The 20,784-nt window shown below is 70.2% G+C and carries 21 protein-coding genes; 17 read left to right on the top strand and 4 right to left on the bottom strand.

All coding sequences use genetic code 11. From position 1 onward, the window contains the following. The first annotated feature begins 478 nt into the window (after positions 1-478). On the top strand, positions 479-721 hold the full coding sequence (locus AC21LY_RS19610) for a hypothetical protein (RefSeq protein ID WP_489048268.1): 243 nt from the start codon (positions 479-481) through the stop codon (positions 719-721). 154 nt (positions 722-875) lie between these two features. Further along, positions 876-1,451 carry a dihydrofolate reductase family protein gene (locus tag AC21LY_RS19605; RefSeq protein ID WP_489048236.1) on the top strand — a complete coding sequence of 192 codons (576 nt, stop codon included), beginning with the start codon at positions 876-878 and terminating at the stop codon, positions 1,449-1,451. Here the strand turns inward: AC21LY_RS19605 and AC21LY_RS19600 are convergent. Then, positions 1,406-2,143 carry a helix-turn-helix domain-containing protein gene (locus tag AC21LY_RS19600; protein ID WP_489048235.1) on the bottom strand — a complete coding sequence of 246 codons (738 nt, stop codon included), beginning with the start codon at positions 2,141-2,143 and terminating at the stop codon, positions 1,406-1,408. The two genes, AC21LY_RS19605 and AC21LY_RS19600, sit on opposite strands and share 46 nt — an antisense overlap. Positions 2,144-2,177: 34 nt before the next feature. Continuing rightward, complete coding sequence (locus tag AC21LY_RS19595; RefSeq protein WP_489048234.1) at positions 2,178-2,666, bottom strand: MarR family winged helix-turn-helix transcriptional regulator; 489 nt, start codon at positions 2,664-2,666, stop codon at positions 2,178-2,180. A gap of 79 nt (positions 2,667-2,745) precedes the next feature. On the opposite strand from AC21LY_RS19595, the gene AC21LY_RS19590 reads away from it, so the two are divergent. The 9 genes from AC21LY_RS19590 (at position 2,746) to AC21LY_RS19550 (ending at position 11,722) form a co-directional block, all read left to right on the top strand. Further along, entirely contained in the window at positions 2,746-3,258 is a 513-nt protein-coding gene (locus tag AC21LY_RS19590) for a DUF1772 domain-containing protein (RefSeq protein ID WP_489048233.1), read from the top strand. A 98-nt stretch (positions 3,259-3,356) separates the two neighbouring features. After that, positions 3,357-5,327, top strand: a complete 1,971-nt coding sequence (locus tag AC21LY_RS19585) for a thioredoxin domain-containing protein (protein ID WP_489048232.1) — start codon at positions 3,357-3,359, stop codon at positions 5,325-5,327. A 193-nt stretch (positions 5,328-5,520) separates the two neighbouring features. After that, positions 5,521-6,579 (top strand): 3-deoxy-7-phosphoheptulonate synthase, encoded by a 1,059-nt coding sequence (locus AC21LY_RS19580; RefSeq protein WP_489048231.1) that lies wholly within the window; start codon positions 5,521-5,523, stop codon positions 6,577-6,579. A 79-nt stretch (positions 6,580-6,658) separates the two neighbouring features. After that, positions 6,659-7,210, top strand: coding sequence for a DinB family protein (locus tag AC21LY_RS19575; protein ID WP_489048230.1), 552 nt, complete (start codon positions 6,659-6,661; stop codon positions 7,208-7,210). Between the two features lie 90 nt (positions 7,211-7,300). Then, the gene (locus tag AC21LY_RS19570; protein WP_489048229.1) at positions 7,301-8,056 is read left to right on the top strand and encodes an SDR family NAD(P)-dependent oxidoreductase; all 756 of its coding nucleotides are present in this window, start codon (positions 7,301-7,303) and stop codon (positions 8,054-8,056) included. A gap of 108 nt (positions 8,057-8,164) precedes the next feature. Continuing rightward, positions 8,165-9,025 carry an ABC transporter permease gene (locus AC21LY_RS19565; RefSeq protein WP_489048228.1) on the top strand — a complete coding sequence of 287 codons (861 nt, stop codon included), beginning with the start codon at positions 8,165-8,167 and terminating at the stop codon, positions 9,023-9,025. After that, the gene (locus AC21LY_RS19560) at positions 9,022-10,068 is read left to right on the top strand and encodes a taurine ABC transporter substrate-binding protein (protein WP_489048227.1); all 1,047 of its coding nucleotides are present in this window, start codon (positions 9,022-9,024) and stop codon (positions 10,066-10,068) included. The genes AC21LY_RS19565 and AC21LY_RS19560 overlap by 4 nt, the downstream gene beginning before the upstream one ends. After that, positions 10,065-10,850, top strand: a complete 786-nt coding sequence (locus tag AC21LY_RS19555) for an ABC transporter ATP-binding protein (protein WP_489048226.1) — start codon at positions 10,065-10,067, stop codon at positions 10,848-10,850. The genes AC21LY_RS19560 and AC21LY_RS19555 overlap by 4 nt, the downstream gene beginning before the upstream one ends. A gap of 71 nt (positions 10,851-10,921) precedes the next feature. Further along, positions 10,922-11,722, top strand: a complete 801-nt coding sequence (locus AC21LY_RS19550; RefSeq protein ID WP_489048267.1) for an isoprenyl transferase — start codon at positions 10,922-10,924, stop codon at positions 11,720-11,722. Positions 11,723-11,726: 4 nt separating this feature from the next. Here the strand turns inward: AC21LY_RS19550 and coaA are convergent, their stop codons facing one another. Next, positions 11,727-12,650, bottom strand: a complete 924-nt coding sequence (gene coaA / locus AC21LY_RS19545) for a type I pantothenate kinase (RefSeq protein WP_489048225.1) — start codon at positions 12,648-12,650, stop codon at positions 11,727-11,729. Between the two features lie 45 nt (positions 12,651-12,695). On the opposite strand from coaA, the gene AC21LY_RS19540 reads away from it, so the two are divergent. From AC21LY_RS19540 to phoH2, 4 genes are all read left to right on the top strand, one after another. Then, positions 12,696-13,907, top strand: coding sequence for a DUF885 domain-containing protein (locus AC21LY_RS19540; RefSeq protein WP_489048224.1), 1,212 nt, complete (start codon positions 12,696-12,698; stop codon positions 13,905-13,907). A gap of 9 nt (positions 13,908-13,916) precedes the next feature. Then, positions 13,917-15,215: a serine hydroxymethyltransferase gene (gene glyA, locus AC21LY_RS19535; protein ID WP_489048223.1), complete on the top strand. Its 1,299-nt coding sequence runs from the start codon at positions 13,917-13,919 to the stop codon at positions 15,213-15,215. Positions 15,216-15,279: 64 nt separating this feature from the next. After that, complete coding sequence (locus AC21LY_RS19530; RefSeq protein ID WP_489048222.1) at positions 15,280-16,110, top strand: acyl-ACP desaturase; 831 nt, start codon at positions 15,280-15,282, stop codon at positions 16,108-16,110. A 272-nt stretch (positions 16,111-16,382) separates the two neighbouring features. Then, on the top strand, positions 16,383-17,702 hold the full coding sequence (gene phoH2, locus AC21LY_RS19525; RefSeq protein ID WP_489048221.1) for an RNA 5'-3' helicase PhoH2: 1,320 nt from the start codon (positions 16,383-16,385) through the stop codon (positions 17,700-17,702). 66 nt (positions 17,703-17,768) lie between these two features. Here the strand turns inward: phoH2 and AC21LY_RS19520 are convergent, their stop codons facing one another. Then, positions 17,769-18,947, bottom strand: coding sequence for a GNAT family N-acetyltransferase (locus AC21LY_RS19520; protein ID WP_489048220.1), 1,179 nt, complete (start codon positions 18,945-18,947; stop codon positions 17,769-17,771). A gap of 123 nt (positions 18,948-19,070) precedes the next feature. Here AC21LY_RS19520 and AC21LY_RS19515 point away from each other — a divergent pair, with 123 nt between their 5' ends. Both AC21LY_RS19515 and AC21LY_RS19510 read left to right on the top strand, forming a co-directional pair. Then, positions 19,071-19,421, top strand: coding sequence for a PadR family transcriptional regulator (locus tag AC21LY_RS19515; RefSeq protein ID WP_489048219.1), 351 nt, complete (start codon positions 19,071-19,073; stop codon positions 19,419-19,421). Next, positions 19,418-20,746 (top strand): permease prefix domain 1-containing protein, encoded by a 1,329-nt coding sequence (locus AC21LY_RS19510; RefSeq protein WP_489048218.1) that lies wholly within the window; start codon positions 19,418-19,420, stop codon positions 20,744-20,746. Before AC21LY_RS19515 ends, AC21LY_RS19510 begins: the two co-directional genes overlap by 4 nt. Positions 20,747-20,784: the final 38 nt, after the last annotated feature.

Genomic DNA, 20,784 nt, shown 5'->3' with positions numbered 1-20,784 from the left:
GCGTCTGCCGGAGTGCCGAGTGGACCGCCCCTGTTCTGGGCGCCCGGTCAGTGCTGAGTGCGCCAAGTCCACCTTCGATACGTTTGTCGATCCGACGGAGCGCGATTGCCCCTTCGAGGTGTGGCGAGGCCTCCTGTGGACCCGCTACGAGTGAGAGAGGAGGGGTGCTACCGCTGTCGAGGTGACCCGCCTGAGTTGCTCTTCGTGGTAGGCGCCGATCATATCGCGGGCGACCGCGCTCGGCCCTGCTCGACAACCCGGAGGCTACCGTCGGGCGTGCGGCTCTCACGTGTCGGCTGACTTAACACGTCCAGGAAACGTGTTAGGTTTTCCGGGAATACTTAACATGTTGCCGTGACGTGTTCGAGGCGAGTCTGCTCGACGATCCGATCCTGTACCTCTCGCATGCGATCATCGCGCGGAAGAACGACTACTACCGGTTGCTGCGGGCGGTGACTGCTGGACGTGGCAGGACTACATCGCCGAGCGAGCCCGCGCTGCCACCCCCGGTGGTCGCGACGCGCAGTTCCTCGACGTCTTCTTCGAACAGCCCTATTGCCGGATCGCCACGATCGCCCGGCGCTGCGAGGTGTCGCGACAGACCGCATCGTCCTGGCTGCACGCGTTGGTGACCGCCGGGCTGCTCAGTGAGGTGAAGGTCGGACGGGAGCTCCTCTTCGTCAATCACGAGTTCCTGGACGTGCTGACGCGCCCGGAATGAACGGCGCCTGCTGCGTCCAGGACTTCGTCCTCCGGCCTGGCACGAACCGGACGGTTTCCGATCGTGTACGTGTCGTTTTCGTCCAAGACCAGTGCGGCCGCCGCGGATAGCGTGGGCGTCGGCGATCGTCGCCGACGAGTTTCAGGAGGATGCTGTGACGAGGGAATTGGTCTACACGGGCTTCATGTCACTGGACGGAGTGGTGGATTCGCCGGGCGGGAAGGTCGAGGGGCACCGCAGCGGCGGGTGGGTCGCCGACACCGAATTCGTCCCGGAGGCGTTCGCGCTGAAGGGGGAGGAGCTCGCGGAGACGACCGCTCTGATGTTCGGGCGGCGCAGTTACGAGGCGTTCGCGCCTATCTGGCCGGCTTCGGCGGACCACGCCGCGTACAAGGAGCTACCCAAATACATCGTCTCCGGTGGGCTTCAGGAGGACGCCGTGGTCGACGGCTGGGGGCCGATCACGATTCTGCGTTCGACGGAGGAGGTCGCCGAGCTGAAACAGCAAGACGGCGGCGCCATCTTCATCCACGGCAGCGCCGACCTGGCTCGCCGTCTGGCCGACGCCGATCTGATCGATCGGTACAACCTGCTCGTCTTCCCGGTGCTGCTCGGTGCGGGTAAGGGCCTGTTCAGCAGGGCGGACCGGGACAAGCAGACCCTGCAGTTGCGCGAGTCCGACACCTACGCCAACGGCGTCACCAAACTTGTATACGACGTCGTGCGCTGAGCAGGGTCCAGCGCGAGCGCATCGCCCGCGCCGGTCCTGAGCTGCCGCGCCGTTCGCCCGACGTACCGCCGCAACGCGCGGGCGAGGTGCGGACCATCGTAGTAGCCGAGGTGTGCGACGACCTCGCCCTCGGCGCACCCGGAGGCCAGCAGTGCGGCGGCGACGCGGGCGCGTTCGATCTGCCGGACGGCGCCACGGGTCAGGCCCGTCGCCGTGCGGAAACGTCGCTCCAACGTGCGGTCGGCGACGTCGGGACGCCCGCCGTGCAGCACATCGGTGACCAGGCGGTCGCGGACCACGACGCCGTCGCGGACGAGGCGGGCCACGAGCGCCTCGGCATCGTCGGGGTGCGGCGTCTCCCACCGTTTACCGTCCAGGCGGAAGCTGCGGCGGGTCGTATCCGGGAGTGCGATACCTCCGTCCACCAGGGACGAGTTGGAAACCGCGCGGAGGGAGCTGCCGACGGCGAACTGGATGCCGGCGAAGGTCGCCCCCTCCGGTACGGGCGCCGTTCCGGTGCGGCTCTCGGGACCGGTGACGGCGGCGTACGCCGTACCGCGCTGTTCCCAGAACACGAGTCCCCACGTCTCGGTCGCGACGGAAGTCATCGTCGCGACCTGCTCGCTGCGGCACGTCCACACCGACGCGATCCACGGTGAATCCGACGGACGCGACTCGAACAGCAAGCTCACAGTCGGAGCGTAGTACGGCGACCGGGCCCTGGTTTCAGGGGCGCTCATCGTGGGTGGACGCGCGCAGACCGTCTGTCGCCTGAGCCAGCGCGTCCGTCGACGCCGTCACGAAGTGGAGTAGAGCAGTCAGCGATTCGTCGTCGAGGGCATCGAATTCCTTACCGATAGCCCGCCCGAGTTCGGCGAACAGCGGCGAAACCTGCCGAGTGGCCTTGTCGGTGATTCTGACGAGAACCTTCCTTCGATCATCAGGATCACGCTCGCGTGCAACATATCCGGACCGTTCGAGTCTGTCGATCATGGCCGTTACGGCGCCGCCCCGGGTGATGCCGATGTGCTCGGCCAGCTGTCCCGGAGTCTGGGGGCCATCCATGCTCAACAGGTTCAGGCAACTCAGGTCGGTGATGGCGATACCGAGACGGTTCGCGACGGTCGCATGGAACAGCACGGTTCGGGTCGTCTGCCGCCGCAGCACGAGCTGCAGCGAATTCAGGGTTTCCCTCCGGGGCTTCCCTGATGGCATCGCGGCCCACCTTCTCTAACGTCTCTGAAATAGAGAGACTCTCAAATAGAGAGTATAGGACATCAAGGAGATCAGGACGATGCCTGTGAAACGCGCGATCCCGTTGTGGCTGTTGGTGATATTCGTCGGAATCCAGTTCGGGGCCGGCTGGTACGAGAAGCTCGGCGTCATCCCGATGTGGGCCGATGCGCCCCCGGATCGGATGCTCGAGGCCATGAACGAATCCGGCTTCCATCAGGCCGGTCGAGCGTTCTGGCCCTTCGTTTCCCCGGTTGTCGCGTTGCTGTCGCTGATCAATCTGTATCTGGCGTGGCGCACCCCTGTAGCCTTCCGCGGCTGGTGGTTGGCGGCTGCGGGCACCATGGCCGCCTACTCGGCGTCCACCTACGGCTATTTCGCCACGCAGATGCTGATCTTTCAGTCTCAGGGCAAGGCGTGGACGCCAGAGCGGGTCGAGTCCTTCATCGACACCTGGACCACACTGAACTATCCACGCATGGTGCTCGGCGGAATCGGCTGGTTATGCGGGTTACGGGCGCTGTCGCTCTCGGGCAATGCCACCCGGACCGCACCGGCGGCCCCTGTCGCATGATGCAACTGGCGTGCACGCCGTCGTGGCGCGATCGTCCAGACGCCGGAGGCCACTCGTTGCGGTCAGGATCGTGGCTGGAAGGGTCGTAGGGTGAACACATGAACCGACTCGGCGCGTCCACCAGCCCGTATCTGCGCCAGCACGCCGACAACCCGGTGCACTGGCAGGAGTGGTCCGACGCGGCGCTCGCGGAGGCGGCCGAGCGCGACGTGCCGATCCTGCTCTCCATCGGCTACGCCGCATGCCACTGGTGCCACGTGATGGCGCACGAATCCTTCGAGAACGACGCCATCGCACAGCAGATGAACGCGGGCTTCGTCTGCATCAAGGTCGACCGCGAGGAGCGCCCGGACCTCGACGCGATCTACATGAACGCCACCGTCGCCATGACCGGGCAGGGCGGCTGGCCGATGACCTGCTTCCTCACCCCGTCGGGAGAGCCCTTCTACTGCGGCACCTACTATCCGCCCGTGCCGCGGAACGGCCAGGCGAGCTTCCCGCAGCTCCTCGAGGCCATCACCGACACCTGGCGTGAGCGCCGCGACGAGGTCGGACGGGTCTCCGGGCAGGTGGCCGCGCATCTGCGCCAGGCCTCCGCCGGCCTGCCCGACGGCGCCGCCCCCTCCGTCGCGGACCTGGCCGGGGCGGTGCGGGCGATCTGCGCCGATGAGGACCCGTCGGGCGGTTTCGGCCGCGCGCCGAAGTTCCCGCCGTCGGCGACTCTGGAGGCTCTGCTGCGGCACCACGAGCGCACCGGCGACGCGGCCTCCTTCGGGGTCGCGCAGCGGTGCGCCGAGGCGATGGCTCGCGGCGGCATCTACGACCAGCTCGGCGGCGGCTTCGCCCGCTACGCCGTCGACGCCGACTGGGTGGTGCCGCACTTCGAGAAGATGCTCTACGACAACGCCCTTCTGCTCCGCTTCTACGCGCACCTGGCCCGGCGCACCGGATCGCCACTGGCGCAGCGGGTCGCCGACGAGACCGCCGACTTCCTCCTCCGCGACCTCGCCGTCGACGGGGGTGGGCTGGCCTCCTCGCTCGACGCCGACACCGTCGTGGACGGGCACGGCGTGGAGGGGGCCACGTACGTGTGGACGCCGCAGCAGCTCGTCGAGACGCTGGGCGAGGCCGACGGCGCCTGGGCCGCGGAGATTTTCGCGGTCACGCCGGGCGGCACCTTCGAGCACGGCACCTCCACGCTGCAGCTGCGCGGCGAACCGGATCCGGTGCGGCTCGCGGACATCCGGCGGCGCCTCTTCGAGACCCGTTCGCGCCGAACGCAACCCGGCCGCGATCACAAGGTGGTCACCGTCTGGAACGGGCTGGCGATCACGGCGCTCGCGGAGGCGGGCAGGGTCGACGATGCCGAGTCCGTCGCCCGGTACGTCCTCGGAACCCATTGGGACGGTGAGCGGCTGCGCCGCAGCTCGCTCGGCGAGGTGGTGGGCGAGGCCGACGGCATGCTCGAGGACTACGCCGCGCTGGTCACCGGACTGCTCGCGCTCGCCCAGCGGACCGGCGGATCCGACTGGGACGCAGCGGCGGCCGCGATCCTCGACGCCGCGATCGTCCGGTTCGTGGACCCGGCGGCGGACGGCAGCTGGTACGACGCACCGTCGGACGGCGAGACGCTCCTGACCCGCCCGCGCGACCCGGCGGACGGGGCCACCCCGGCCGGCGCGAGCCTCATCGCCGAGGCGCTGACCTACGCCGAGGCGCTGCTCGGCGAACGCTACGCCACACTCGCCGCGGCCACCCGGGCCCGCTCGGGCGAGCTGATCCGGCGCGTCCCGCGCGGAGCGGGCCACCACCTGGCCATCGCCGAGCAGGCCGCAGCGGGACTGCGGATCGCGGTCGCCGACGGTGCCGGCGCCGCCGCGCTGGCGGCGGAGGCACGGCGGCTGGCGCCCGGGGGAGCGGTGGTCGTCGTGGGCGCGAAGGACTCGCAGCCCCTGCTCGAGGGGCGCGGTGCCGTCGGCGGGCGCGCCGCTGCGTACGTGTGCCGCGGCACCGTCTGCTCCCTGCCGGTGACGAGTGCCGAGGCCCTGGCCGAGGAGATCGCGGGATGAGATGTGCTAGCGTCGTGGCCGTGGGTATGAACGCGTATTGGCGCTTTACCGAGGCTCCGGGTGGGGCCTGCGGTGAGGCGCGTGTGCGCTAGTACCGATCACAACCCGGAGCCGAAGGCAGCGAGAGCGCTCGCTGCCTTTTCTATTGGCACCGGACCTCCTGCTGGTGCCGCCCACCTCAGGAAGGCATCTCATGACCATCGAACTCGACTCGCCGGCGTCCACCTCGAATCGTCGGGTCTCGGCGTTCCACGCCATTCCGTCGCCGGTGCAGCTGCGCGACGAGCTGCCGCTCGCGCCCCGTCTGGCCGCGAAGGTCGAGGCCGACCGCACCGCCGTCGCCGACATCATCGCCGGCCGCGACCAGCGACTCCTCGTGGTGGTGGGGCCCTGCTCCGTGCACGACCCGGAGGCCGCGCTCGACTACGCGCGCAGGCTGAAGCCGATCGCGGACGAGCTCGCCGACGAGCTGCTCGTGGTGATGCGCGTGTACTTCGAGAAGCCGCGCACCACCGTCGGGTGGAAGGGCCTGATCAACGACCCCGGCATGGACGAGTCGTACGACGTGCCCCGCGGTCTGCGGGTCGCGCGGCAGCTGCTGCTGGACGTGCTCGAGATCGGTCTTCCCGTGGGCTGCGAGTTCCTCGAGCCGACCAGTCCGCAGTACATCGCCGACACCGTCGCCTGGGGCGCGATCGGTGCCCGCACCACCGAGTCGCAGGTGCACCGGCAGCTGGCCTCGGGCCTGTCGATGCCGATCGGTTTCAAGAACGCCACCGACGGGAACGTGCAGGTCGCCATCGACGGTGCGCTGTCCGCCGGCTCCCGGCACGTCTTCTTCGGCACCGACGACGACGGTGCCGCCGCGGTGGTCGAGACCGTCGGCAACGACAACTGCCACATCATCCTGCGCGGTGGACGGGGCGGGCCGAACTTCGCCGCCGATTCCGTCGCCGCCGCCGTGGCCGCGCTCGAGAAGGCCGGGCTGGCACCGTCGGTGATGGTCGACTGCTCGCACGCCAACTCGGGCAAGGACCACGTGCGGCAGGCCGAGGTGGCGCGCGAGATCGCCGGCCGGATCGCGGCGGGGGAGACGGGGATCTCCGGCCTGATGCTCGAGTCCTTCCTGGTCGCGGGCGCGCAGCAGCCGGGCCCCGGCCCGCTGGTCTACGGCCAGTCCGTCACCGACAAGTGCATGGACTTCGCGACCACCGATTCGGTCCTGCACGACCTGGCCGCGGCGCTGCGCTGAACGGTCCGGTCGTGAAACAACGGAATCCTTCGGTTTCACGACCGGAGTCTTCGGCGGGGGGAGCAGTAGGTTGATGCGCATGGCGATCGAACCGGACACCAAGGACTGGACGTGGGTGATGGAGCGGGCGTGCCCGGCCTGCGGTTTCGACCCGGCGGCGGTGCGCCGCGGTGACGTCGCGGACCGGATCGCGCTGTCGGCGCGGGGCTGGGACGCCGTGCTGCTCGCCGCGGGAGCGCGGACCCGGCCGGACGAGAGCACCTGGTCGCCGCTGGAGTACGGCTGCCACCTGCGGGACGTGCACCGGATCATGCGGGAACGGCTGGGGCTCATGCTGACCTACGACGAGGCGGCCGCCGACGGCGCGACCTTCGCGAACTGGGATCAGGATGCGACCGCCGTCGAGGACGCCTACGCCGAACAGGACCCGGCGGTGGTCGCGGACGAACTCGCCCGCGCGGCCGCCGAGTTCGCGGACGCCTACCGCGCCGTCGGCGATGACCAGTGGCGCCGGAAGGGGCTGCGGTCCAACGGGTCCGCGTTCACGGTCGAGTCCTTCGCGACCTACGCCCTGCACGACCTGGAGCATCACCGCGTGGACGTGGGGCTGGCGCCGCGCGCCGCCGGCTGAGCGCGATCCGCGCCTGCCGGACCCGGCGGCGCGCCCGGCGTGCGGCTACGGTGAAGGTTCACCCGTCCCGATCGAGATGCAGGAGCAGTCATGGCCGAGGTCGCCGTCGTCACCGGAGCGAGCAGCGGGATCGGGGCCGCCACGGCGCGGCACCTCGTCCGAGCGGGATACGACGTGGTGATCGGGGCCCGCCGGGTCGAGCGGCTCGAGGAGCTCAAGGCCGACCTCGAGGCACAGCACCCCGAGCGGATCGTCACGGCGCTGCCGCTCGACGTCTCCGACACCGAGTCCGTGAAGGCCTTCGCCGACGCCGTCGAGAAGGTCGACATCCTGGTCAACAACGCGGGCGGCGCGCTCGGCGCGGACCGCATCGAGGAGTCCGACGAGGCCGACTGGGCCCGCATGTACGACATCAACGTGCTGTCGATCCTGCGCATGGTGCAGGCGCTGCTGCCCAAGCTGCGCGCCTCCCCGTCGGCGAGCGTCGTCACCATCGGCTCCGCCGCGTCCACCGAGGCCTACGCGACCGGCGGCGGCTACAACGCCGCGAAGTTCGGTGCGCGCGCCGTGACCCGCGTGCTGCGGCTCGAGCTCGGCGGTGAGCCGATCCGGGTGATCGAGATCGACCCCGGCATGGTGCAGACGGAGTTCTCCGTGGTCCGGCTCCGGGGCGATCAGGCCGCCGCCGACAAGATCTACGAGGGCGTCGACCACCTCACCGCCGACGACGTCGCCGACGCGGTCACGTGGACGGTCACCCGGCCCCCGCACGTGAACATCGACTACGTGCAGATCATGCCGCGAGATCAGGTCGCGGTGCGGACCGTGCACCGGAAGACCGTCTGACCTGTGTCGATGCTCTAACGATCACCGCGACCCAAATACTTACGCTGCAGAACGCTCGCTGGCAGGGTTTCCTGTTCGTGTGCCTCCTCGGGCACCGGAGAGGAATTCATGGCCGGAGAGCCCCCGCTGCTGCGGGTGAAGAACGCCGTCATCGAACCGCTGCCGCAGGCGGTCCGCTCGTGGCTCGTGCGCATCATCGCGTTGCTCGTCTTCGTCGCCGTCTGGTGGCTGGTGAGCGGGCTGCGACTGATCGACGCGACCTTCCTGCCCACGCCGAAGGCGGTGTGGGACGCCGCGGTCCGCGCGAGCACCTGGCACCAGGTGGCGCCGGGCGTGCCGCGTGAGGTGCTGGGCGAGCAGAACTACTTCCTGTGGGAGCACCTGGTGGCCAGCCTGCAGCGGATCTTCGCGGGTGTCGGCGCCGCGATCATCGTCGGTCCGCTGCTGGGCTTCGCGATGGGCACCTCGAAGACGATCAATACGATCATCGAGCCGTACCTGAACTTCCTGCGCGCGCTGCCGCCGTTGGGCTACATCGGCCTGCTCATCGTGTGGTTCGGCATCGGCGACACGTCGAAGATCTGGCTGCTCTTCCTCGCCGCCTTCCCGGCGATCGCGATCTCCACGGTGAACGGCGTGCAGGGCGTCAGCCAGGACCAGATCAACGCCGCCCGCGCGCTCGGCGCCAACCACCTGCAGACGATCCGGGGCGTCATCGTGCCGGCGACCCTGCCCGAGGTGATCAACGGCATCCGCATCGCCGTCGGCTTCGCCTGGACCACGGTCGTCGCGGCCGAGCTCAACAACGGTATCCCCGGCATCGGCGGCCTCGCCTACCTCGCCGGCCAGCAGCTCAACACCCCGCTGACCATCGCCTGCATCATCGTCATCGGCGTCACCGCGCTGCTGCTGGACTCGCTCATCAAGTGGATCGGCCTGCTGGCCGTCCCGTGGAAGGGGAAGGCATGAACCGCCTCACGCGCCTCGCGCGCACGGCGCTCGTCGTCGGCACCGTCGGCCTCACCCTGACCGGCTGCATCGTCGAATCCGGGCGGGCCGAACAGTCCCGTTCCATCGGGGGGACGACGGCGTGCCCCGTCGACCCGGACCCGACGGTGACGGGCACCGTACGGATCGGCTGGCAGGAGATCCCGAACGGCGACCTCGTCGTCAAGGACACGGGCCTGCTGGGGACCTGCCTGCCCAACGTGAACGTGGTGTGGAGCAAGTTCGCCTCCGGCGGCGACGTGATCCAGGCCTTCGGTGCCAACAGCCTCGACGTGGGCCTGCTCGGCAGTGCGCCCGCGGCGAAGGCGCTGAGCGCGCCGCTGAACATCGACATGAAGGTGATCTGGATCCAGGACCGGATCGGGGCCGCGGAATCGCTCGTCGCGCGCGGAGACGGCATCAGGACCGTCGCCGACCTCAAGGGCAAGCGGATCGCCGTGCCCTTCGCGTCGACCGCGCACTACAGCCTGCTCACGGCCCTCGCCAAGGCGGGCGTCACCGATGCACAGGTGATCAACCTGGCCCCCGACGCCATCCGCGGCGCCTGGGGTGGCGGGCAGATCGACGCGACGTACATCTGGGAGCCCACCTTGAGCCAGCTCAAGGGGACCGTCCTGACCACCAGCGCGCAGGTCGCCGAGCAAGGCGCACCGACCTACGACCTCGAGGGCGCGCGCAGCGATTTCGTGCGCGACAACCCCGCCTTCCTCAAGGTCTGGACCGCTGCGCAGGGCTGGGCGGCGAACCTGCTGAACACCGAACCGGCGAAGGCGGCCGAGCACATCGCCGGGCAGCTCGGCGTCCCCGTGGAGCAGGTGCTCACGCAGATCAAGGGCTACGCGTACTTCGACGCCAAGACCCAGGCCGGCCCGGACTACCTCGGCGGGCAGCTCGGCGCCGACATCCGCAAGACCGCGGAGTTCCTGCTCCAGCAGGGGCAGGTCCAGGGCGTCGGCCCGGCCCAGCACTACACCGACGGCGTCTACGCAGGGGGAGCACGATGAGCGGCACCGAACGCGTCCAACTCACGGGCGTGGGCAAGACCTACGACACGGCCAGCGGCCAGACGGTCGCATTGCAGCCCACGGACCTGACGATCGAGCCGGGCGAGTTCGTCTCCATCGTCGGGCCGTCGGGCTGCGGCAAGACGACCCTGCTGCGCCTGGTCGCGGGCTTCGAGGACCCGACCGAGGGCATCGTCGAGGTGGGCGGCGCGCGGGTCACGGCACCGTCGGCCGACCGGGGAGTCGTCTTCCAGGCCCCCACCCTGTACCCCTGGCTGACGGTGCGCGGCAACGTCGAGTTCGGGCCCAAGGTGAGCGGTGTGGGTAAGACCGAGCGCCGCGAGCAGGCGCAGAAGCTGCTCGACCTGGTGGGGCTCGGCGACTTCGGCGACAAGCGGCCCTACGAGCTGTCGGGCGGCATGCAGCAGCGCGCGCAGATCGCGCGGGTGCTCGTCAACGATCCCGCCATCGTGCTGATGGACGAGCCCTACGGCGCGCTCGACGCGCTGACCCGCGAGCGATTGCAGGTGGACCTGCTGCGGATCTGGCGGGAGGCGGGCAAGACGATCGTCTTCATCACGCACTCGGTGGAGGAGGCGGTCTTCCTGAGCACCCGCGTGCTGGTGATGAGCGCCCGGCCGGGCCGCGTGGTGATCGATCGCAAGGTCGAGCTGCCCGGCGACGGCCCGGACACCGTCCGCGATCCGGCGGTGACAGCTACGCCCGAGTTCCAGGCCCTGCGAACCGAGCTCGCCGCTGCGATCTACGCCGCGCACGACTGATCTCAGCGGGAGCACGGGTCGCGCGGCGTAGTCTTGCTGCCGTGGTGAGTGCCCCCAAACTGCCCGTGTCGCTGCCGACCGGACCGGCCCGCAAGCTCTTCTCGCCGGCCTATGCGCTCTACGAGCGACGGCTGGTGGGGGAGCTCACCGCCGCGTACCGCGACGGTGCGCAGCGGCCGCGGCACGTGGCGGTGCTCTGCGACGGCAATCGGCGCTGGGCGCGGGCCGCCGGCTTCAGCGACGTCAGCCACGGCTACCGCATGGGCGCGAAGAAGATCGCCGAGATGCTCGAGTGGTGCGACGAGGCGGGTATCGAGCTCGCTACGATCTACCTGCTCTCCACGGAGAACCTGCAGCGCGATCCCGACGAGCTCGCGGCGCTGCTGGAGATCATCACCGACGTCGTCGAGGAGATCTCGGGACCCGACAAGAACTGGTCGGTGAAGATCGTCGGTGCGATGGACCTGCTGCCGCCCGACGCCGCGCGCCGGCTCACCGCGGCCGCGGAGGGCACCGAGGGGCGCACCGGGACCCACGTCAACGTGGCGGTCGGGTACGGGGGCCGCAAGGAGATCGTCGACGCGGTGCAGTCGCTGCTGCGCAGTGAACTCGCCGAGGGGATGTCCGGGCAGGAACTGGTGGACGCGGTCACCGTCGAGGGGATCGATCAGCACCTGTACACCAAGGGCCAGCCGGATCCCGATCTCGTGATCCGCACCTCGGGTGAGCAGCGGCTGTCCGGATTCCTGTTGTGGCAGAGCGCCTACAGCGAGATCTGGTTCACGGAGGCGTACTGGCCCGAGTTCCGGCGCGTCGACTTCCTGCGCGCCCTGCGCGACTACGCCGCGCGGCACCGTCGGTTCGGGGCCTGAGCCGTCACAGCTTGCGCAGCCGCACCCGGTTGATGGAGTGGTCGGAGTCCTTGCGCAGCACGAGCGTGGCGCGCGGGCGCGTCGGCAGGATGTTCTGCACCAGGTTCGGCCGGTTGATGCCGGCCCAGATGCCCTCGGCACGATCGCGCGCCTCGACATCGGAGAGCCCCGCGTAGTGGTGGAAGTGCGAGGACGGGTCCGCGAACGAGGTGGTCCGCATGGACAGGAACCGGTCGACGTACCAGCGCTCGATGTCCTCGATCCGGGCGTCGACGTAGACGGAGAAGTCGAACAGGTCCGAGACCATCAGCCGCGGCCCCGTCTGCAGCACGTTGAGACCCTCGACGATGAGGATGTCGGGGCGGCGCACGTGGATGAACTCGCCGGGCACGATGTCGTAGAGCTGGTGCGAGTACATCGGCGCGGTCGCGTCCTCGGCGCCCGACTTCACCGCGGTCACGAACCGCAGCAGGGCCCGCCGGTCGTAGGACTCCGGGAAGCCCTTGCGGTGCATGATGCCGCGGCGCTCCAGCTCGGCGGTGGGGTGCAGGAAGCCGTCGGTGGTCACCAGGTCCACGCGCGGGTGCGAATCCCAGCGCGCGAGCAGCGCCTGCAGGACGCGGGCCGTGGTCGACTTGCCGACCGCCACCGAGCCGGCGACGCCGATCACGAAGGGCACCTGCGCGTTGTGGCGCTGCTCACCGAGGAAGGTCGCGGTCGCGGCGTAGAGCCGCTGCCGCGCCGCGACCTGCAGGTGGATCAGACGGGAGACCGGGAGGTAGACCTCCGCGACCTCGGCGAGGTCGATCTGCTCGCCCAAGCCGCGCAGGTGCGACAGATCCTCCTCCGTCAGCGACAGGGGAGTCGACCGCCGGAGCTCGCGCCACTGGGAGCGGTCGAGTTCTATGTAGGGGCTCGGTTCGCTCACCGGGCTCCGCTCCCCGTGTCAGACATGGGTTCTAGTCTGGCACGCATGGAGGACCTGAGCGTCATCGACCGTTACCTACGGCTCGGCCTGCGCTTCGATCGCATCGAGTCCGGTTTCGTGGACGCGTACTTCGGTGACCCGGCGCACCGTCGGGCGGTGCAGGCCGAGGATGCGCCCGAACCCGCCCGGCTCGCCGCCGAGGCGCGCGCCCTGGCGCGGGACGTCCAGGCCGACGGCGCGCTGTCGCCCGTGCGCCGGGAGTTCCTGGCCGGGCACGTCGCGGCTCTCGAGTGCTCGGCCCGGAAGTTCGACGGTGCGGCGATCGGCTTCGTCGACGAGGTCAAGGCCTACTTCGACGTGGACATCGCCCTGGCGGACACCGCGGACTACGAGGCGGCGCACGCGGCGCTCGACGAGCTCCTGCCGGGGACCGGGCCGCTGCAGCCGCGGATGCAGGCGCAGCGTGAGCGGTTCCAGGTGCCCGTGGAGAGGGTCCCCGAGGTGGTGGATGCGCTCGCCGGGGCCCTGCGCGAGGTGGTCCGCGGGCGGTACCCGCTGCCCGAGGCGGAGACGGTGGCCTTCGAGATCGAGCACGACAAGCCCTGGTCCGGGTTCAACTACTACCTCGGCGGCTACCGCTCGCGGGTGGCGGTGAACGGGGACCTGCCCCAGTACCTGTCGGCGCTGCCGCACCTCATCGCGCACGAGGCCTACCCGGGCCACCACACCGAGCACTGCCGCAAGGAGCAGCTGCTGGTCGCGGGACAGAATCAGCCGGAGCAGACCGTCTTTCTGGTGAACACGCCGCAGTGCCTCATGGCGGAGGGCCTGGCGGACCACGCGCTGCGCGCCGCGATCGGCCCCGGATGGGGCGCGTGGGCGCGGGAGATCTACGCCGACCTCGGCCTGAGCTTCGACGGGGAGCTGGCCGAGCGGATCGCGGAGGCCTCGTCGGGCCTGCTGCACGTGCGGCAGGACGCGGCACTGCTCCTGCACGACCGGCACGCGAGCGAGGACGACGTGGCCGCCTACCTGCAGCGCTGGGGCCTGATGGCCGAGCGCAGCGCGCGGCAGTCGCTGCGGTTCATCGGCTCGCCGCTGTGGCGGGCGTACATCTCGACCTACGTCGAGGGGTACGCGCTGCTCGGCGAGTGGCTCGACCGGGCGGATTCCCGGCCGGCCCGGCTGGAGCGCTTCGGGCGGCTGCTCGACGAGCCGCTCACCCCGTCCGCGCTGCGGCGGGAGCTCGCGGCTTAGGATGACCGCATGAGCGAAAACAGCGTGAACTCCGCGTCCCTCGCCGAACTCGATCCCGAGGTCGCGGCCGCCATGAACGGTGAGCTCGCCCGACAGCGAGACACGCTGGAGATGATCGCCTCGGAGAACTTCGTGCCGCGCGCCGTGCTGCAGGCCCAGGGCTCCGTGCTCACCAACAAGTACGCCGAGGGCTACCCCGGACGCCGCTACTACGGCGGCTGCGAGTACGTCGACGTGGTGGAGGACCTCGCCCGTAATCGCGCGAAGGATCTCTTCGGCGCCGAGTTCGCCAACGTCCAGCCGCACGCGGGGGCGCAGGCCAACGCCGCCGTCCTGCAGGCGCTGATGGAGCCGGGCGAGACGCTGATGGGCCTCGACCTCGCGCACGGCGGCCACCTCACCCACGGCATGCGCCTGAACTTCTCCGGCAAGCTCTACGAGAACGTCTTCTACGGCGTCTCCAAGGAGGATCACCGGGTCGACATGGACGAGGTGCGCAAGATCGCCCTCGACTCGAAGCCGAAGGTGATCGTCGCAGGCTGGTCGGCCTACCCGCGGCACCTGGACTTCGCCGCCTTCCGCTCCATCGCCGACGAGGTGGGCGCCCATCTCTGGGTCGACATGGCGCACTTCGCCGGCCTCGTCGCCGCGGGCCTGCACCCGAGCCCCGTCCCGCACGCCGACGTCGTCTCGAGCACCGTGCACAAGACCCTCGGCGGCCCCCGCTCCGGCATCATCCTGGCGAAGCAGGAGTGGGCCAAGAAGCTCAACTCCGCGGTCTTCCCGGGTCAGCAGGGCGGCCCGCTCATGCACGTGATCGCCGCCAAGGCCGTCGCGCTCAAGATCGCGGGTACGGACGAGTTCCGGGAGAAGCAGCAGCGCACGCTCGACGGTGCCAAGATCCTCGCCGAACGACTGAACGGTAAGGACGTGGCCGACGCCGGCATCACCGTGCTCACCGGCGGCACCGACGTGCACCTGGTCCTCGTCGACCTGCGCAACAGCGACCTCGACGGTCAGCAGGCCGAGGACCTCCTGCACGAGGTCGGCATCACCGTCAACCGCAACGCCGTGCCCTTCGACCCGCGCCCGCCGATGGTCACCTCCGGCCTGCGGATCGGCACGGCGGCCCTGGCCAGCCGCGGTTTCGGGGCCAAGGAGTTCACCGAGGTCTCCGACATCATCGGCACCGCGCTCGCGCAGGGCCGCGGCGCGGATGTCGCCGCGCTGCGTGCCCGCGTCTCCGCGCTGGCGCTCGAGGTTCCGCTCTACGAGGGCCTCGAGGACTGGGGCCTGCTCTCTCGGTGAACCCGGGTTGGCGTTCCGCGTCCGGAATTTGATGGGCGGGTGACGACTGCTCTAAGGTGACCGGGTGACTTCCAGCACTGTAGAGGACGACCTGACCCTCGCCATCGACAAGGCCCTGCCGGACATCCGCGCTGCCTACGTCGAGGCCGGTGACGCCTGGCAGCCGCACGACTACGTCCCGTGGGACGACGGTCGCAACTACGCCTTCCTCGGCGGCGAGGACTTCGTCCCCGCCGACGTCAAGGTGGACGCGGTGGTCAGCAACGGCCTCGTCCTGGGCCTGCTCACCAAGGACCACCTGCCGTCCTTCCACCGCCTGCTGGCGCAGCACCACCTCATCGATTCGGACTGGGGCAAGTTCGTCGGCCACTGGACCGCCGAGGAGAACCGTCACGGCATCGCGCTGCGCGACCACGTCGTGGTCAGCCGCACCTGCGACGTCGAGCAGCTGGAGATGTGGCGCCTGGAGGCCGTGACCCGGGGCTACCGCCAGTACGAGGGCACCCGTGACGAGATCCACATCGCGGAGCAGATCGCCATGGTGATCGTCCACGAGGCGCTCTCCGCGGACTACTTCGACCGCCTCGCCGACTACGCCGAGAAGGCCGAGGGCACGCCCGCGGGCCTGGTCACCACCCTGCGCAAGGTCGCGAACGACGACCGCACGCAGCAGCGCTACTGGACCGAGCTGCTCACCGTCGCGCTGGATGTCAACGAGGGCCACGTCAAGGACGCCCTGCTGGGTCAGGCGCGCCTGGCCTCGCCCATCGGTGCCGAGACCGCCGACGGCCTCGACGAGGCCCGCCGGGTCGTCACCGAGGCCGGCATCAGCTCGCCCGAGCGGGACCGCGAGATCCTGAACGGACTGCTCTCGACGTGGGGCCTTGCGCTCTGACGCAGGCCTTCCGCCCGTAACGAACTGTTCACGAACGCGCCGCGCAACCTCCGGGCAGCGCGGCGCGTTCGGCGTTACGTTGGCGGTGACGGATTGCGGGGAAGCAGTTCGTCCCGGGAGGTTCCAACCGTGACTGGATGTTCAGTTTCCACGAGAGGGCCGGCCCCGGTCCTCGCCGTACGGGCGTAAGAACAACGCACCGTCGGCGCTTGGAACCGGCCGGCCGCAGCTACACGCCCTGCGTGGGCGCCGCGCAGGCTAGGAGCGTCACCGTGTCTTTCGCTGAGCTTTCCGCCGAGACCCCCCGCACGTACGTGCTCGACACCTCCGTCCTGCTGTCCGATCCCTGGGCCATCACCCGCTTCGCCGAGCACGACGTGGTGCTCCCACTCGTGGTGATCAGCGAACTCGAGGGCAAGCGCCACCACGCCGAACTCGGCTGGTTCGCCCGCGAGTCGCTGCGCATGCTCGACGACATGCGACTCGAGCACGGCCGCCTCGACCAGCCGATCCCCACGCCGGGGGGTGGAACGATACAGGTGGAGCTCAATCACATCGATCCGACGGTGCTGCCGGTCGGTTTCCGCACCGAGACGAACGACTCCCGCATCCTCGCCTGTGCACTGAACCTGCGGGCCGAGGGCCGGGACGTGGTGCTCGTGTCCAAGGACATCCCGCTGCGGGTCAAGGCCGGCGCCGTCGGGCTGCCCGCCGACGAGTACCGCGCCCAGGACGTCGTCACCTCCGGCTGGACCGGCATGGAGGAGCTGGAGGTATCACGCGGGGCGATCGACGCGCTGTTCGCCGGCGGTGTCGTCGACCTCGACGAGGCGCGGGACCTGCCGTGCAACACCGGTCTGCGGCTGCTCGGCGGCACGTCGAGCGCGCTGGGCCGGGTCACCGCGGACAAGCAGGTGCAGCTGGTGCGCGGCGACCGCGAGGCCTTCGGCCTGCACGGGCGGAGCGCGGAGCAGCGCGTCGCACTCGATCTGCTGCTCGACGAGTCGGTAGGCATCGTCTCCCTCGGCGGCAAGGCGGGCACCGGCAAATCGGCGCTCGCGCTCTGCGCCGGCCTGGAGGCGGTGCTGGAGAAGCGCACGCAGCGCAAGGTCGTGGTCTTCCGCCCGCTCTACGCCGTCGGCGGCCAGGACCTCGGCTACCTGCCGGGCTCCGAGAACGAGAAGATGGGGCCGTGGGCGCAGGCCGTCTACGACACCCTCGACGGCCTCGCCTCGCCCGAGGTGATGGACGAGGTGATGTCGCGCGGGATGCTGGAGGTGCTGCCGCTCACGCACATCCGCGGCCGCTCGCTGCACGACTCCTTCGTCATCGTCGACGAGGCGCAGTCGCTCGAGCGCAATGTGCTGCTCACCGTGCTCTCGCGCCTCGGGTCCGGCTCGCGGGTGGTGCTCACGCACGACGTCGCGCAGCGCGACAACCTGCGCGTCGGCCGGCACGACGGGGTGGCGGCGGTGATCGAGAAGCTCAAGGGGCACCCGCTGTTCGCGCACGTCACCCTGACCCGGTCCGAGCGGTCGCCGATCGCAGCGCTGGTCACCGAGATGCTCGAGGAGTTCGCTCCGGGCGCATGAGGCGGGAGTCGAGTCGCGCCGTGGTCTCGGGAGGGCGAGTGCTCGCCCGTCTCGGAACGGGGCCGGCTACGACGCCGGGGATCCGGAGGGGTTCTGGACGGGGCGGAGGAAGCAGCGCGCGAGGTCCAGGCGCTCGGCGTCGTAGCCCGCCCACTTCTGCGCTGGCACGTCCTGGTGCCCGACTTCCCGGAATCCCCGCCGGACGAAGAACTCCGCGGCGCTGTCGCTGACCGTCACGGCGAAGACGTGCGTGAGTCCGCGGGCCCCGGCGAGCTCGAACAGTCCGTCGATCAGGAGGCTCCCGGCACCGAGTCCCGAGAACTCGGCGACCGTGATCAGGCCCGAGACCTCCGCGTAGCCAGAGCCGGCGTACCGGTCCACTTCGAGTCCCACCACGCCCGCGAGGTGGCCGGTGCGGAGCACGCGGGCGCCGAGGCCTCCGGCCGCCATCCTGGCGATCTCGGCGCGGCTGCGCGGTTTGAGGATCCCGTCGCGGACGCCCTGGGTCACCAGGGATTCGATGCGGGCGAAATCGTCGACCTGGAGCGGCGTCACGTGCAGGTACCGGCCGTGCGTGAGCACCGTGCCGCGGCCGTCGAAGGTGAGGAGCTCGTAGTCGAGGTCCTCGGCGCGGCACAGGTTCACGCTGTACGCCCCGCCCACGAGGGCGGCGTGGGCGGCGGGCGCGTAGTCGTCGAGTCCGCGCGCGGAAAGGTGGGCCGCGAGACGCTCGCCGTGCAGGTCGATGTCGGCGTAGCTGCGGGGCGGGGTACCCCACCCGCCGCCGGGATCGGTGAGCACCATCTTCGACGCGCGGACGCTCGTCGAAACGGCGCCGGCGGTGTGTGCGAGCGCGGCGGGGTCCGCGCCGACGACGACGCGCTTCGCGTCGGTGACGGCGAGCCAGAGGTCGGCGACGAAATCGTCGTTCCAGGCCGACGCACCGCTCACCGCTCGCCCTCCGACCGCGGCGGCGGTCGCGTCGGCCTGATCGGTCGGCACGACGAAGACGAACCGCGTGTCGCCCGCCGAGAAGGCGTCGACGGTGCGGCCGGCGGCCGCCAGCGCGGCGGAGTCGACCAGCGGGAGTGCGACAACGATCGTGACCCCGCGGAACTCCTCGACGAAGAACTCGCGTTCGGGGAGCGGAACGCCCTCACCGGCGAGGGACTCGATCGCGGCCCGTCGCGATGTCGGCAGTGTCGGCGGAGCCTGCCGTGCGGCCACCTGAGGGACTTCGTTCACGTTTGCCCAGGGTACTGGACCTGCATGGACGTCGTCGCGGTGTCCCGGCGGTGTCGCGCCGCATTGCCATGCCTAGAACTGCAAGGTATACCTGTACCTAGTGGTTCTAGGTATGGAGGTCGGATGCACATCGACAAGGACCTGGTCGCCGCCTCGGCGACCCCGCTGGTGCTGAGCATCCTCAGTCGTGGCGACAGCTACGGCTACGCCATCCTCACGCGCGTCCGTGAGCTCTCCGGCGGGCGGCTCGAGTGGTCCGACGGGATGCTCTACCCACTTCTGCATCGCCTCGAACGGCTCGGGCAGGTGCAGTCGCGGTGGGAGGTCGCCGAGACCGGCCGCAGGCGCAAGCACTACGCCATCACGCCCGCCGGGCGGGAGGCGCTCGCGGACCGTCGGGATCAGTGGCGGGTCGTCAGCGCCGCGCTGGACGGTCTCTGGTCCGACGGTGCGCCGCAGGCGGGGCTCGCATGACGGGCCCCGTCGACGCCCAGATCCGGCAGTGGCGCGGGTACCTGGTGGGCCGGCGGCGCCTGCGCTCCGACGAGGTGGACGAGCTCGAATCCCACCTGCGCGACACGATCTCGGATCTTCAGGCCCGCGGCCTCGACGGTGATGAGTCCTTCCTCGTCGCGGTCAAGCGCATGGGCGCCGTCGACGCGGTGGCCCACGAGTTCGCTCGCGAGCACTCCGACCGGTTGTGGAAGCAGCTGGTGCTGGGCAGTGCGGAGGATGCGACGGGGCGGCGCGGCGAGTTGCCCGTGGTGCTCGCGCTGGGCGCCGGCGCGGGGCTGTCACTGCTGGCCGTCCTGCACCTGCTGGGAGAGACCTCGCCGCGGTTCGTCGGCTTCGCGGTCGCGCCGTTCCTGGTGGCGTACTTCGCCTGGAAGCGATCCATGCCCGTACGCGGGGCCGCGGTCGTCCTCGGCGGCTTCGTGGTGATGGCGGCGGTGCTCGCCGCGTACCGATTCGGTTCCGGTACCTCGACCGAGGTCCTGTGCGTCGTGGCCATGCCCGTGGTGCTGTGGTTCGGCGTCGGCGTGGCCTACACCGGCGGCGCGTGGCGCTCGGCCCCGCGCCGGATGGACTTCGTGCGGTTCACCGGCGAGTACGCGATCTACTTCCTGCTCATCGCTCTCGGTGGCGGCGCGATCATCGGGCTCACGATCGGCGCGCTGAGCACCGTCGGCCTGCAGGCGGAGGATGCGCTCACCACGTGGGTGCTGCCGGTCTGCGTGGGCGGCGCGGTGCTGGTGGCGGCGTGGCTCGTCGAGGCCAAGCAGGAGGTGATCGAGAACATCGCGCCCGTGCTGACCCGCATCTTCACGCCGATCACGCTGCTCATGCTCGTAGTCGTGCTGGGGGCCTTCGCCTCGCGGCCCGGGCTGATCGGGGTGGACCGCGACCTGCTCGTCCTCATGACGGTGGTGCTCGTGCTCGTCGTCGGCCTGCTGCTCTACGCCGTCTCGGCCCGTGATCCGCGGCGACGGCCGGACGTCTTCGACCGGTTGCAGGTGGCGCTCGTGGTCGCGGCGATCGCCGTGGACCTGGTGGTGCTGATCGCGATGATCACGCGCACCGCCGAACTCGGCACCTCGCCGAACAAGGCCGCGGTGCTGGGGCTGAACCTGATCCTGCTGGTGATCCTGCTCGGCGCCGCCCGTCTCGGGTACGGATTCGTCCGGGGACGCCGGGACTTCGCCGCCGTCGAGCGCTGGCAGACGGCGACCCTGCCCGCGTACGCGGCGTGGGCGGCGGTCGTGGCCCTCGCCTTCCCGCCGCTCTTCGGTTTCGTGTGAGCCTGGCACCGTCGAGGGCTCGTGTGAGCCGGGCACCG

It is taken from the genome of Tsukamurella sp. II2bb (genome assembly GCF_057815145.1).
The sequence above is the reverse complement of the archived record's forward strand: the minus strand, read 5'-3'. Positions and strand labels throughout refer to the sequence as shown.